This is a genomic window from Streptomyces sp. AC602_WCS936 (genome assembly GCF_019049125.1).
GTDB lineage: Bacteria > Actinomycetota > Actinomycetes > Streptomycetales > Streptomycetaceae > Streptomyces.
This window is the reverse complement of sequence record NZ_JAGMUF010000126.1, coordinates 124,285-137,571: the sequence shown is the minus strand read 5'-3', so window position 1 is coordinate 137,571 and position 13,287 is coordinate 124,285. Positions and strand designations below refer to the sequence as shown.

Sequence of the window (13,287 nt, the reverse complement as noted above, 5' to 3'; positions counted from 1 at the left end):
GGGTGACGATGGTGAGGGGCCCGGGGGGCAGGGACCGGGGACGCGCGGTCCCGGTCCGGGGGCCGTACCGGCTCGCGCACAGCTCCTGTATAACTGGGGCAAACGCGTGTGTGGGAGTGAGCCGAGGGGAGGGGCGCGGATGAGCCGGGGACGGACCGTGGTTCGGGTGTCCCGTGCGCTGCTCGTACTGCTCCTCGTGGTCCTTCCCGTCGCCGCCGTCGACCTCGGCAGCCTCTCCGCCGCCGTCGCGCTCGCCGCGACCGCCGCCGTCGGTTCCGCGCTCGCCGTCTGCGCCGTCATCGCCGCCCGCTGCGCGCCCGCCGTGCCCCGCACCCGGGTGCGCACGGCCATCAGGGACCGGGACCTGCGTACGGCCTTCCTGCCGCAACGCGATCCCGACGCCCCCGGCCGCCGCCGGCCCCGAGCACCCGGACACGCCCTCCCGGCGACCACCGCGTAGGGCACTTCCCCTCATCCAGGGCACATCCCCGCGCGGGTCGTGTCGTCATGCCGCCGTTTCCACCTCACCCCGGCACGACGAGACCCCCGGAGGGCTCACCCACCCATGTCCGTTTTCGCCAGCCTGGTCGAGCGCCTCGCCGACCTGCTCCAGCCGCTGTTCGGCGCGTCCGCCGCGGCCGCCGCCATCGTCCTGTTCACCGCCCTCGTACGACTCCTCGTCCACCCGCTGTCCCGGGCCGCCGCGCGCGGACAGAAGGCGCGCACCGCGCTCCAGCCGAAGGTCGCCGAGCTGCGTCGCAAGCATGCGAAGGACCCGGAGAGGCTTCAGCGGGCCGTGCTCGAACTGCACGCCGAGGAGAAGGTGTCGCCGCTGTCGGGGTGCCTGCCGAGTCTGTGCCAGATCCCGGCCTTCTTCCTGCTCTATCACCTCTTCTCCAGCTCCACGATCGGCGGGCAGGCCAACGAACTGCTCTCGCACCGGCTCCTGGCCGCTCCGCTCGGCGGGCGGTGGGCGGACGCGCTCGGTGACGGCGGGGTGGTCGGCGGTGCGGGGGTCGTGTACGTGGTGCTGTTCGCCGTGGTCGCGGGGGTCGCCGCCTTCAGTTACCGGCTGACCAAGCGGACGATGGCCGACCGGCCGGTGCTGCCGTCGGCCGGTGACGGCGAGCCCGTGCCGGGGCTCGGCGCGGTCACCAAGGTCATGCCGTTCATGTCCTTCTTCACGCTCCTCACCGTGGCCGTCGTACCGCTGGCCGCCGCGCTGTACGTGGTCACCAGTACGGCGTGGAGCGCCGTCGAGCGGGCCGTGCTCTACCGGTGAGCGCCGCCCGCCCCAGAGGCGTGGCTACGGTCCAGTACGTGAACGGGGTATTGCGGAGTGGAACCGGACCTTGGAGGATCGAACAGTCCTCCGATGGCTGTCGCGTCCCTGCCGCACCCAGGTCGCACTCATCGGGCGGGCCGGCCCGCGAACGAGGAGTTGGGTACATGAAGCTGTTGCGAGTCGGAACGTCGGGGTCCGAGCGGCCCGCGCTGCTCGACGCCGACGGAACCCTGCGAGACCTGTCGGGCGTGGTGACGGACGTCGACGGGGCACTGCTCGCCGACGATGCCGCGCTGGAGCGCGTACGGTCCGCGGCCGCGGCCGGTGAGCTGCCTGCCCTGGACGCGACCGGGCTGCGCGTCGGTCCGCCCGTGGGGCGCATCGGGAAGATCGTGTGCATCGGGCTCAACTACCACGACCACGCCCGCGAGACCGGGGCCGAGCCGCCCGCCGAGCCCGTCGTCTTCTTCAAGGCGCCGGACACCGTGGTCGGGCCGGACGACACCGTGCTCGTGCCGCGCGGCTCCGTCAAGACCGACTGGGAGGTGGAGCTGGCGGTCGTGATCGGGCGTACGGCCCGCTACCTGGAGTCGGCCGAGGAAGGACTCGCCTGCGTCGCCGGGTACACCGTCTCGCACGACGTGTCCGAGCGGGAGTTCCAGATCGAGCGGGGCGGGACCTGGGACAAGGGGAAGAACTGCGAGACGTTCAACCCGCTGGGCCCGTGGCTGGTGACCGCCGACGAGGTGCCCGACCCGCAGCGGCTGCCGCTGCGGCTGTGGGTGAACGGGGAGCTGAAGCAGGACGGGACGACGGCGGACCAGATCTTCCCGGTGGGGGAGGTCGTGCGGTACGTCAGCCAGTTCATGGTGCTGCGCCCCGGTGACGTCATCAACACCGGGACGCCGGCGGGGGTGGCGATGGGGCAGCCCGAGCCGAAGCCGTATCTGCGGGCCGGGGATGTGGTCGAGCTGGAGGTCGAGGGGCTCGGGCGGCAGCGGCAGGAGCTCAAGGGGGCCTGAGCCGGGCCGGCGGGAGTGTGCGCCGGGAGGCTGTTCGTGTGATCGTCGTGCGGTCCCGGAATGTTTTCCCGGGAATGCGGGCGGCCGACGTACAGCCTGTCGGCCATGCACTCCATCAGACAACGCATGGCCGCGCTCCGGCCCCGCCTCGGCCGGACCGGACTGGCGTGCGCACTCGTGGCTGGCCTGGCGCCCGTACTGGTCGTCGGGACGGGCGCATCCCCGGCGCAGGCCGATCCCCTGCCGGGCGGCCTCGGCCCGTGCGTGCCGGGCGACTGTCCGGACCCGTACCCCGAGATCAACAACGGCCCGTTCGCCGGACGGGACAACGGCATCAACGTCTTCGCCGGTGACGACTTCCTCGTCCGCGGGCGGGCCGCCGAGGCGGAGGGCCGGGTCGTCGTCCTCGACGACTTCGACATGGACAAGGACGCGGGCGGCAGCGCGGTCTACGACATCGGCATCGCGGGCGTCGGCTCGCGCGTGCCGCCGCCCGACGGAGCGGACTTCCTGACCACCGGGGGCGACGTCACCGTCGCCGACGGGCAGCGACTGCTCGCCGACGGCGGGGTCGTCCGCTACGCCGGGACGCTGACCGGGACCGTGACCGGCGACCTCGAGTACGACCCGGACGCCGCCGAGCCCTACCTGGCGCTGCGCGACCAGCTCACCGACGCCAGCCAGTGCTACGCGCGGGTGGACGGCCAGTCCCGGCCCGCCACCGGCACGGCCGTGAACCAGGGCTACCAGACCCTGTTCACCGGCGACGGGACGTCCGACATCCAGGTGTTCAACGTGGACTTCGACCTCGCGAGCGCCACCGGCGGCCAGCAGGGGATCGTCTTCGAGAACATCCCCGACGACGCGACCATCCTTGTGAACATCCTCGGTTCCGACCGCGTCATCAACACGTACAGCGGCGGCATCGACGACGCCACCGACCCGCTCAACGCCTACCGCGAACGTCTCCTGTGGAACTTCCCCGACGCCACCACCGTCGACCTCGTCGGCACGGGCCAGTTCCAGGGCAGCGTGCTGGTCGGGCAGCAGGACTCGATGGCCACGGTGTCGCTGCCCGGCATCAACGGCCGCTTCTTCAGCGGCGGTTCCATCACCCACACCAGCCCGCAGACAGGCGTCGAGTTCCACGCCTACCCGTTCGACGGCGACCTGCCGTCCTGCGGTGACGACCCCGGGCCCGGGCCGGACCCGGTGACCGGTGAGGTGCGGGTCGGGAAGACGGACGCGGAGAGCGGGGACGCCCTGGCAGGGGCCGAGTTCGAGCTCTGGGAGGAGACCAACGGCGTCACCGGTCTCCAGACGGACGGCGCCGACCCCGACACCCAGGTCGGCGGTGTCTGCACGACCGACGCGGAGGGCATGTGCGCGCAGACGGTCGAGCCGGGCACGTACTACTGGCGTGAGACGACCGCGCCGGACGGCTACGAGCTGCCGGATCCCAACGTGTTCGGCCCGCTGGAGCTGACCGAGGACAACGCCGAGGACGGAGTCCAGGTCGGCGCCGAGAACACGGCCGGTGACGATCCCGGCCCGCAGTCGGGGCAGGTCCGGGTCAGGAAGACGGACGCCGAGACGGGCGAGGCACTGCGGGGCGCGGAGTTCGAGCTCTGGGAGGAGACGAACGGTACGGAGGGTCTGCAGACGGACGGTGCCGACCCCGACACCCAGGTCGGCGGCTCCTGCGTGACCGGCGCCCTCGGGCTGTGCGCGCGGTCGGTGGACACCGGTACGTACTACTGGCGTGAGACCGCCGCGCCCGACGGCTACGAGCTGCCCGACCCGAACGTCTTCGGGCCGCTGGTGCTGACGGACGAGAACCTCGGCGAAGGAGTCCAGGCCGACGCGGAGAACACCGCCGAGGACGAGCCCGGCCCCGGTCCCGAGGACGAGGGTTCCGTCGAGGTGGAGAAGACGGACGCCGAGAGCGGGGAGGCCCTCGCCGGGGCGGAGTTCGAGCTGTGGGAGGAGACCAACGGTGAGGCCGGTCTCCAGACGGACGGAGCCGACCCCGACACCCTGACCGGGACGTGCACCACCGACGCCTCCGGCGGCTGTGCCTTCGACGGACTCGAGCCGGGCACGTACTACCTGCGGGAGACCGCCGTACCCGACGGGTACGAGCTGCCCGCGGACCCGGTCACCGGACCCTACGAGCTGACCGAGGACAACGCCGAGGACGGCGTCACCGTGCGGATCGACAACGAGCGCGACGATTCGGACGGCGACGGCGACGGCGACGGCGACGGAGATGGTGACGGCGACCACGGCGACGGGGGCTACGGCGACGGCGACGGCGGCTACGGGGACAAGTAGGTAGCGACGCGTCCGGAACGATTCATGCGCCGGCCGCGGGGCAGCAGCCCCGCGGCCGGTGTTTCACTTCAGGAGCGAGGCGAGCCGGCGCCAGCCCTCCCCGGGCAGGGACGTCATGTCGTCCTCCACCAGCTGGAGGGCGACGTGGTCCGCGCCCGCGTCGTGGAAGGCGTCGACGCGGGTGCGGATCGTGGACTCGTCGCCCCAGGCGAAGACCGCGTCGATGAGGCGGTCGCTGCCGCCGCCGGTGACGTCGGCGTCGGTGAAGCCGAGGTTGAGGAAGTTCCTGGTGTAGTTCGGGAGCTCCAGGTAGCGGCCGAGGTAGGCGCGGGCCGTCGCGCGGGCGCGGGACGGGTCGGAGTCGAGGACCACCTTGAACTCCGGGGCCAGCAGCGGGCCCTCGCCCAGCCGCTCGCGGGCCTGCGCCGTGTGCTCGGGGGTGACCAGGTACGGGATCGCGCCCGCCGCCCGGTCCCGGGACAGCTCCAGCATCTTCGGGCCGAGCGCCGCCAGCACGCGGTGGCCGGGCCGCACGCCCGCCCTGTCGAGGTCGTCGAGGTGGTCGACCATCGTCGAGTACGGGCGGCTGTAGCCCTCCACGCGGGGGCCGTGGCTCACGCCGAGGCCGAGCAGGAAGCGGCCTGGGTGGGCCACCTCCAGCTCGGCGAAGCGGGCCGCGGTCTCGGAGGCCTGGTGCTCCCAGATGCTCTGGATGCTGGTGCCGACGACGATGCGCTCACTCGCCTCGATCAGCGGGGCCGCGTCCTGGGCGGAGGTGTTGCCGCCCAGCCACACGGCGCCGAACCCGAGCCGTTCCAGCTCGGCGACGGCCCCGACCCGTTCCCCGCGGCGGGCCGGGTCGTCGGCGCGCAGGGCCGCGCTCCAGACGCCGTACCGTCCGACCGATTCCTTGAGGCCCTTCGGCGAAGCCGTCGCGTCGTTCATCGGTTGAGATCCCTCCGGTGGGCACCGTGATCATCCTGCGTACCTGCCTGCCAACCACGGGTACCCACCGCTGATTCCCCGACCACACGGGGAGAGATCCGAGAGCTCCTACTCGCCCAGGAAGCGTTCCAGCGCCTCCACCACCAGCCGGTGGTCCTCCACCTGCGGCAGCCCGGACACCGTCACCGCGCCGACCACTCCGACGCCGGCCACGGTGACGGGGAAGGAGCCGCCGTGCGCCGCGTACGTGTCGGGGTCGAGGCGCGAGGACTCCTCGAACGTCGTGCCCTTGGCCCGGAAACGGGAACCGACCAGGTACGACGCGGAACCGTACCGCTCCACCACGCGGCGCTTGCGGGCGATCCAGGCGTCGTTGTCGGGCGTCGAGCCGGGCAGGGCCGCGTGGAAGAGCTGCTGGCCGGCCCGGTGGATGTCGATGGCGACCGGCGCCTCGCGCTCCCGGGCCAGCTCGACCAGGAGGGAGCCCAGCGCCCACGCGTCGTCGTTGGTGAACCGGCGGAAGACCAGGCGGCGTTCCTGGGCCTCCAGTTCGTCCACGGTCGGGGCGGCGGCGTCGGGGGAGGGGCTCACAGGGCTCACAGGGTCACCACCAGACCGTCGCGGGCGGACTTGCGGGCCGCCTCCAGCACGTCCAGGGCGGCGGCCGCCTCACGGACGCCGACCGGGTTCGGGCCGCCCTCGCGCAGGGCCCTCGCCACCGCCGCGTAGTACGCGGGGTAGTCGCCCGGCACGGTCGCCTCCACGCTGCCGCCGCCGGTCACCGGGGACTCCCCGGCGCCCACGCGGCCCCACAGCGACTCGTCCTCCTCGCCCCAGCCGGGGCCCGGCCGCTTGCCCTCGCGCAGCGCCGCCTCCTGCGGGTCCAGGCCGTGCTTGACGTATCCGGCCTTCGAGCCCAGGACGCGGAAGCGCGGGCCGAGCTGGGCTGCGGTGGAGGAGACGTAGAGGTGGGAGCGGACGCCGTTCGCGTGGGTGATCGCGATGAACGTGTCGTCGTCCGCCTCGGCGCCCGCGCGCCGCACGACCGACTCGGCGTACACCTGCGTGGCCGGGCCGAACAGGACGAGGGCCTGGTCGACGACGTGGCTGCCGAGGTCGTACAGGAGACCGCCGATCTCCGCCGGGTCGCCGGACTCGCGCCAGCCGCCCTTCGGCTTCGGCCGCCAGCGCTCGAAACGGGACTCGAAGCGCCATACGTCGCCCAGGGCGCCCTCGGTGAGCAGCTTGCGCAGGGTCAGGAAGTCGTTGTCCCAGCGGCGGTTCTGGAAGACGGAGAGCAGCAGGCCGCGCTCCTCGGCCAGCGCCGCGAGCTCGCGGGCCTCGGCCGCCGTGCCCGCGACCGGCTTGTCCACCACGACCGGCAGACCGGCCTCCATGGCCCGCCGCGCGAGCGGCACGTGCGTCTTGTTCGGGGACGCGATGACGACGAGGTCCAGCTCGGCGGCCCGGTCGAACAGCTCGTCGGGGGTGGCGACGGTCCGTACGTTCGGGAACTCGGCGCGGGCCTGCTGCTGCCGGTCGGCGTTCGAGGTGACCACCGTGTCCAGGACCAGGCCCTCGGTGGCGGCGATCAGCGGGGCGTGGAAGACGGAGCCCGCGAGTCCGTAGCCGACGAGGCCGACGCGCAGGGGGCTGCCGGGAGGAGTACCAGTCATGACACCCACTTTCGCAACGGTGTTGCCAAAGTGCAAGCGCCGGGGACAATGGGGGCGTGAACAGGAGCGACGGAGGAGGAGCGTCGGGTACGGGCGCAACGGGCGCGGTCCCCGTCGCGGCCGGGGGCGGGGTGCTGGGCGCCGGAGGCGGGGCCAACCTGCTCGCCCTGCGCAGCCACAACACAGCGCTGGTGCTCGACCTGCTGCGCACCGCCGGTGCCGGGGGGATCAGCCGGCTCGAGCTCGCCGAGCGGACCGGACTCACCCCGCAGGCGGTCAGCAAGATCACCGCCCGGCTCCGGGAGGACGGCCTCGCCGCCGAGGCGGGACGCCGTGCGTCCACGGGGGGCAAGCCGCGTACGGTACTGCGCCTGGTCCCGGAGGCGGGCCACGCGATCGGCGTGCACCTCGACCGGGACGAGCTGCGGGCGGTGCTGGTCGATCTCGACGGGGCCGTGGTGGCGGAGCGGCGTTCCGGGCTGGATCTGGGGGCGGGGGCACGGGCCGTGGTGGAGGGGGTGGCGCGGGCGGCGCGGGAGCTGGTCGCGGGTGCGCTGCGGTCGTCGGACGGGACGCTCGCCGCCGTCCCCGGTCTGCTCGGCCTCGGTGTCGCGCTCCCCGGCCCGCTCGACCACGTCCGGGGCGTGCTGCACCGCGTCACCGGTTTCCCGGAGTGGGACGGGTTCCCGCTGCGGGACGCGCTGGCGCGGCGGCTCGGGCTGCCGGTCGTCGTCGACAAGGACACCAACGCGGCGGCGCTCGGCCTCGCCGTCGGCGGTGAGGGCGGCGACGGCGGCTCGTTCGCCTACCTGCACCTCGGTACGGGACTCGGCGCCGGTCTCGTGATCGGCGGGGGCGTGCACCGGGGCGCCCGGACCGGCGCGGGCGAGTTCGGGCACCAGGTGATCCAGCTGGACGGTCCCCCCTGCACCTGCGGCGCCCGTGGCTGCACGGAGGCCCTGTGCCTGGCCGCCGTCGCCCGCGGTGACCTCGCGGAGGCGGCCAGGGTGCTGGGCGCGGGCGCCGCGAACCTCGCCGGGCTGCTGGACATCGACCTGGTCCTGCTCGGCGGCCGTACCGTCGCCGCCGCACCCGAGGCCTTCGTCCACGGGGTCGGCGCCGTCCTGGACGCCCGCGCCCGGCGCGAGGGCGGTCAGCACGGTGCCGTACCGGTGCGGGTCGCGCCCGGCGGGACGCGCGGGGTGGCGGAGGGCGCCGCCCAGCTGCTGCTCGCGCCGCTCTTCGGGCGGGGCGACGCCTGACGGGGCGCGGCCGGCGCCCCGGTGCCGGGCAGACTCCGGAGGCTGCGCCGGCCAGGACCGACGCCCGGCGGCTCAGTGGGGCGGCCGCTCAGCGGCCCACCGCGCACGCGTCCCCGTTGAGCGTGAACCGCGGTGGCGGCGACGCGTCGCCGGTGTGCTCCGTCAGGTAGCCCAGCGAGACGCTCGCGCCCGGCGCGATCGTGGCGTTGTGCGGGGCGTTGGTAGCCGAGACCGTGTTGCTGCCCTGGGTCAGCTCCGTGTTCCAGTCGGAGACGACCGTCTGCCCGAGGGGCAGCGGGAACGCGAGCGTCCAGCCGCTGACCGGAGTGCCGCCCGTGTTGGTGACGGTGAGGTCGACCGTCGTGCCGGTGCCCCAGGCGGTCACCGTCCGGTCCACCCGGCAGGTCGGCTCCTCCTGTGCGAACGACACCCGGTGCAGGCCGCCCGGCAGGTCGTTGACCACGTAGAACTCCCCGTCGACGGTCGTACCGACCGACGTCACCTGCGTGGGCATCTCCCCGATCTCGGCCTGCTCGTAGCCGCCCCGGCCGTCGGGACGCAGCGCCCAGACGGTGGACGAGCAGTAGTCGGTGGCGATGTACACGCCGCCGACCAGGTCGGCGTACTCCCGGCCCCGGTAGACGTGCCCCCCGATGACCGAGCAGCCGCCGGTGTACGGGGAGTAGGTGAAGACCGGCTCGGTGTACTGTCCGCCGGGCGCGCAGTCGCCGCCCTCGAACCTCTCCAGGCCCTCGTAGCAGGACCAGCCCAGGTTCAGCCCGCCCTGTCCGGCGGGGAGGTGGTCGATCTCCTCCCAGCGGCCCTGGCCGACGTCGCCGATCCACATCGAGCCGTCGGCGCGGTCGAAGGTGAAGCGCCACGGGTTGCGCAGGCCGTACAGCCAGATCTCCGGGCGGGCCCCGGGGGTGTCGACGAAGGGGTTGTCGTCGGGGACGCAGTACGCGAGCGGAGCGCAGGCGCGGCTCACGTCGATGCGCATGATCTTGCCCAGCAGGGTGTCCAGCCGCTGGCCGGAGCGGAACGGGTCCCCGGAGCCGCCGCCGTCGCCGATGCTCCAGTACAGGTGGCCGTCGGGGCCGAAGGCGAGCTGGCCGCCGTTGTGGTTGCTGTACTCGGCGTGCGGCTGGGCGAGCAGGGGCTCCAGGCGGGACTCGTCGAGCCGGTAGCGGGCGAGGGTGACCGCGCCGTCGGGCAGCGCGGTGTACGCCAGGTACACGTCCCGGCTGTCGGCGAAGTCGGGCGGGAGGTCGATGCCGAGCAGGCCGCGTTCGTTGCCCGACTCGTCCACGGACGGGGTGATGTCGAGCAGCGGGGTGGAGGCCAGGCCGGTGTCCGGGTGGTAGACGCGGACCCGGCCGGACTTCTCGGTGATGAAGAGCCGGTCCGTGCCGTCGTCGGGGGCGACGAGGGCGGTGGGCCGTCTCAGGCCGGAGGCGACCTGGGTGGTGGTGGCGCTGAGGGAGGGGAGGGGGACGGGCGGCGCGTTTGTGTCGGCGGCCGCGGCGGGCAAGGGGGCGAGGGCCGTCAGCAGAAGGGCCGGGACGGCCAGGAGGAGGGTGCTCAGGAGTAGCACCAGACGGCGCCCCAGCCGCACGGACGGGCGATCATGTATATGACAAGACTGCATGTGGGTCCTCTCGCCTCTCGGAGTGTGGGAGCGCTCCCGCCCCTCAGGCTGGGGCTCGTGAAGCGGGGCGGCAACACGCGATCGCGCCACTTTCGCGCCGTCTGGCGCAAACGGTGCCGGGCGCCCCACCGGACGCCTCCGCCGGTCGAGGGGTGTCCGTCCGCCATCCGGGCGTCCTGGCCCGAATGGCGGTGTCCGCGACCGCGATCCACCGGCACGCTCATGTGCTTATGCGACTGTTCACGCCCGTGTCCCCCTGCCTGATGGCGGCAGCCGCCCTCCTCGTCGCCTCCGCGCCCGCCACCCCCGCGCACGCGGACCCGCAGGTCCCGCTGCCCGCCTGCACGGCCCCGGACGACCACACCTTCCCCCTCACCACCCGCATCCACGGCGGCCCCTCCGCCTACGAGGCCGGCGGCGGCTACGGCACCTGGTACCTGGACCTCACCAACACGACCTCCCGCACCTGCGAGAGCATCCACCCGGTCGTCGTCCTGGTCGACGAGAAGCGGACGCTGGAGCCGTCGCAGCCCCGCCTGGAGTTCTACGACGGGGGCCGGCCGCACCCCGTCGCCTTCGAGCCGACCGACCGGGACGAGCTGATCGGCGCCTTCGGTGAGAGCGGGCGCGAGGGCTTCCCCGGCTTCACCGTCGGTCCCGGCAAGACCCTCACCGTCAAGGTGCGGCTCGCGCTCACCTCGGACGCCGAGGCCGACGAGGTCACCGCCAACGCCGCCGTCGTCCAGCGCCGTGGCGGCGACGGCGAGTGGATCGGCCAGTCGAACGACTACCGCTTCCGCATCCACGACGGCGTACCGGCACCGGCCGACCCCTCGCCCACAGACCCCGGCGGCGAGTCGTCCACCGGCCGGAGCACCGACCCCGCCACCCCCTCCGTCGCCGCCACCCCGGACGACCAGAACACCGCCCCGCCCTCCGCCGACGAACTCGCCGGTACCGGAATCGGCCGCCCCGACGCGGCCCTGGGCGCCACCGTCCTGCTCGTCGCCGCCGGCGGCGCGGCGGTACTGCTGGCCCGCCGGCGCCGCTGACCGGCACTCCCCGGCCACTTGCCGACACCCCCGTCTGCGAACATCCCTCCGTGGACTACCCGAACGACCAGGCCCCGGGCGCCCCCGTGCGCTCCGGGATCCCGGAGCACGGACGTGTGCCGAAGTACTACGCCGTCAAGGCGCGGATCGACCGACTGGTCGGCGAGCTGGGGGAGGGCAGCGCCATCCCCACCGAACGGGACCTGTCCGAGCGGTACGAGGTCGCCCGCGAGACCGTGCGGCAGGCGCTGCGTGAACTCGTGCTGGAGGGCAAGCTGCGCCGGCGGGGGCGCGGCACCGTGGTCGCGGGCCCCAAGCTGGAGCAGCCGCTGTCCCTGGCCAGCTACACCGAGGGCGTCCGGCGCCAGGGCCGTACCCCCGGCCGCTCGCTCGTCACCCTCGACCGCTTCCCCTGCCCCGAAGCGCTCGCCGCCGAGACCGGCCTCACGCGCGGCGAGCCCGTCTGGCACCTGGAGCGCGTGCTGCTCGCGGACGACGAGCGGGTCGGCCTGGAGAGCACGTACGTCTCCGTGGCCCGCGTCCCCGACCTGGACGCCGCCTTCGACCCGGACTCGTCCTTCTACGCCTTCCTCTCCGGGCAGGGCATCGCCTTCGGCGACGCCGACGAACGCATCGAGACGGTGCTCGCCACCCCGCGCGAGGCCCTGCTCATCGGCACCCCGCCGGCCCTCCCGATGCTGCTGATCCACCGTGTCTCCCGGGACACGGAGGGCCGCCCGCTGGAGCGGGTGCGCACGCTGTTCCGCGGCGACCGCTTCTCCTTCACCACCCACCTGCGCGGCTGAAAAACGCCCGGACCGATCACCCCGCACCAGTAACGAAAGGATAACGGGTCTAGCCCAAACGTGACGACCAGTTCACGCTCTCGTAGTCAGCCGGATTCCTCCGGTTCCCCGATGGCAAGGAGCGTGGCGGTCGTGAGAGTGATAGTCGTCGGAGCCGGCGTGGTGGGAACCATGCACGCCTGGCACGCAGTGAACCGCGGCCATGAGGTCGTACAGATCGAGCGCGAGAGCGAGGCCCGCGGCGCCTCACTGCGCAATTTCGGCCAGATCTGGGTCAGTGGCCGCGCGGGCGGCGAGGAGCTGGAGACCGCGCTGCGGGCCCGGGAGCTGTGGGAGGAGATCGGCGCCCGCGTCCCGGCGCTCGGCTTCCGCCCGAACGGCTCCCTGACCCCCGTACGCGGCGACCTGGAGCACGCCGTCGCCGAGGCGGCCGTGGCGCGCCCGGACGCCGCCGCCCGCGGCTACAAGCTGCTCACCCCGGGCGAGGCCCGCGCCGTCAACCCCGCCCTGCGCGGCGACTTCGACGCGGCCCTGTACTGCGAGCGCGACGCCGCCGTGGAACCGCGCACCGCCCAGCTCGCCCTGCGCGCGGAACTCCGTACGTCCCCGCGCTACACCTTCCTGCCCGGCCGCGAGGTCCGCGAGGTCGTCGGCGAGAGGGCCGTCCGCGACGACCACGGCGACACGCACACCGGCGATGCCGTCGTCCTCGCCACCGGCGCCTGGCTCGGCGGCCTCGTCCGCGAACTGGCCGGGCCCGACCTGCCCGTGCGCCGAGTCCGCCTCCAGATGATGCAGACCGACCCCCTCGGTGAACCGCTGACCACCTCGGTCGCCGACGCCGACAGCTTCCGCTACTACCCGGCGTACGCCTCGCCCGCCCTGGACGAGCTGAACGCCCGGCAGCCGCAGCCCGCCACGGCCGCCGAGCACGCCATGCAGTTGCTGATGGTGCAGCGCGCCGACGGCGGCCTGACCATCGGCGACACCCACGAGTACGAGCACCCCTTCGCCTTCGACACCGTCGAGGACCCCTACGACCACCTCACCGGCGTCGTCGAGTCCCTCCTCGGCCGTCCGCTGCCGAAGATCCGGCGCCGCTGGGCCGGGGTGTACGCGCAGTGCACCGACAAGAGCCGGGTCGTGCACCGGCAGCGGGTGCGCGACCGGGTCTGGCTGGTCACCGGGCCCGGCGGGCGCGGCATGACCTGCTCGCCCGCGATAGCCGAGACCACCGCGAACGAACTGGGCTGGTGA

The 13,287-nt window shown here is 73.6% G+C and carries 12 protein-coding genes; 8 read left to right on the top strand and 4 right to left on the bottom strand.

Annotated features, from left to right (window positions below; all coding sequences use genetic code 11):
- Positions 1-139 precede the first annotated feature (139 nt).
- The 4 genes from KUM03_RS34205 to KUM03_RS34190 all read left to right on the top strand — a co-directional run bounded on the left by KUM03_RS34205 (position 140) and on the right by KUM03_RS34190 (position 4,641).
- Complete coding sequence (locus KUM03_RS34205) at positions 140-460, top strand: DUF6412 domain-containing protein (RefSeq protein ID WP_217254459.1); 321 nt, start codon at positions 140-142, stop codon at positions 458-460.
- Positions 461-565: 105 nt separating this feature from the next.
- Positions 566-1,282 carry a membrane protein insertase YidC gene (locus tag KUM03_RS34200; RefSeq protein ID WP_217254458.1) on the top strand — a complete coding sequence of 239 codons (717 nt, stop codon included), beginning with the start codon at positions 566-568 and terminating at the stop codon, positions 1,280-1,282.
- A 167-nt stretch (positions 1,283-1,449) separates the two neighbouring features.
- Complete coding sequence (locus KUM03_RS34195) at positions 1,450-2,307, top strand: fumarylacetoacetate hydrolase family protein (protein WP_217254457.1); 858 nt, start codon at positions 1,450-1,452, stop codon at positions 2,305-2,307.
- A gap of 105 nt (positions 2,308-2,412) precedes the next feature.
- Entirely contained in the window at positions 2,413-4,641 is a 2,229-nt protein-coding gene (locus KUM03_RS34190; protein ID WP_217254456.1) for a choice-of-anchor A family protein, read from the top strand.
- Between the two features lie 63 nt (positions 4,642-4,704).
- On the opposite strand, the gene KUM03_RS34185 is transcribed toward KUM03_RS34190, so the two are convergent.
- The 3 genes from KUM03_RS34185 to KUM03_RS34175 form a co-directional block, all read right to left on the bottom strand.
- Positions 4,705-5,586 carry an LLM class F420-dependent oxidoreductase gene (locus KUM03_RS34185; protein ID WP_217254455.1) on the bottom strand — a complete coding sequence of 294 codons (882 nt, stop codon included), beginning with the start codon at positions 5,584-5,586 and terminating at the stop codon, positions 4,705-4,707.
- Positions 5,587-5,694: 108 nt separating this feature from the next.
- A complete protein-coding gene (locus tag KUM03_RS34180; RefSeq protein ID WP_217254482.1) occupies positions 5,695-6,177 on the bottom strand; it encodes a heme-degrading domain-containing protein in 483 nt (160 codons plus the stop codon).
- Between the two features lie 5 nt (positions 6,178-6,182).
- Positions 6,183-7,262, bottom strand: coding sequence for a Gfo/Idh/MocA family oxidoreductase (locus KUM03_RS34175; protein ID WP_217254454.1), 1,080 nt, complete (start codon positions 7,260-7,262; stop codon positions 6,183-6,185).
- Positions 7,263-7,318: 56 nt separating this feature from the next.
- On the opposite strand from KUM03_RS34175, the gene KUM03_RS34170 reads away from it, so the two are divergent.
- Positions 7,319-8,524, top strand: a complete 1,206-nt coding sequence (locus tag KUM03_RS34170; RefSeq protein WP_374225416.1) for an ROK family protein — start codon at positions 7,319-7,321, stop codon at positions 8,522-8,524.
- An 88-nt stretch (positions 8,525-8,612) separates the two neighbouring features.
- Here KUM03_RS34170 and KUM03_RS34165 read toward each other — a convergent pair whose 3' ends face one another.
- Positions 8,613-10,139, bottom strand: coding sequence for a PQQ-dependent sugar dehydrogenase (locus KUM03_RS34165; RefSeq protein ID WP_217254453.1), 1,527 nt, complete (start codon positions 10,137-10,139; stop codon positions 8,613-8,615).
- A 263-nt stretch (positions 10,140-10,402) separates the two neighbouring features.
- Between KUM03_RS34165 and KUM03_RS34160 the strand changes: the two genes are divergently transcribed.
- From KUM03_RS34160 to KUM03_RS34150, 3 genes are all read left to right on the top strand, one after another.
- Positions 10,403-11,224, top strand: a complete 822-nt coding sequence (locus tag KUM03_RS34160) for a hypothetical protein (RefSeq protein ID WP_217254452.1) — start codon at positions 10,403-10,405, stop codon at positions 11,222-11,224.
- 50 nt (positions 11,225-11,274) lie between these two features.
- Positions 11,275-12,030 (top strand): GntR family transcriptional regulator, encoded by a 756-nt coding sequence (locus KUM03_RS34155; protein WP_217254451.1) that lies wholly within the window; start codon positions 11,275-11,277, stop codon positions 12,028-12,030.
- 111 nt (positions 12,031-12,141) lie between these two features.
- Positions 12,142-13,287 (top strand): TIGR03364 family FAD-dependent oxidoreductase, encoded by a 1,146-nt coding sequence (locus KUM03_RS34150; RefSeq protein WP_217254450.1) that lies wholly within the window; start codon positions 12,142-12,144, stop codon positions 13,285-13,287.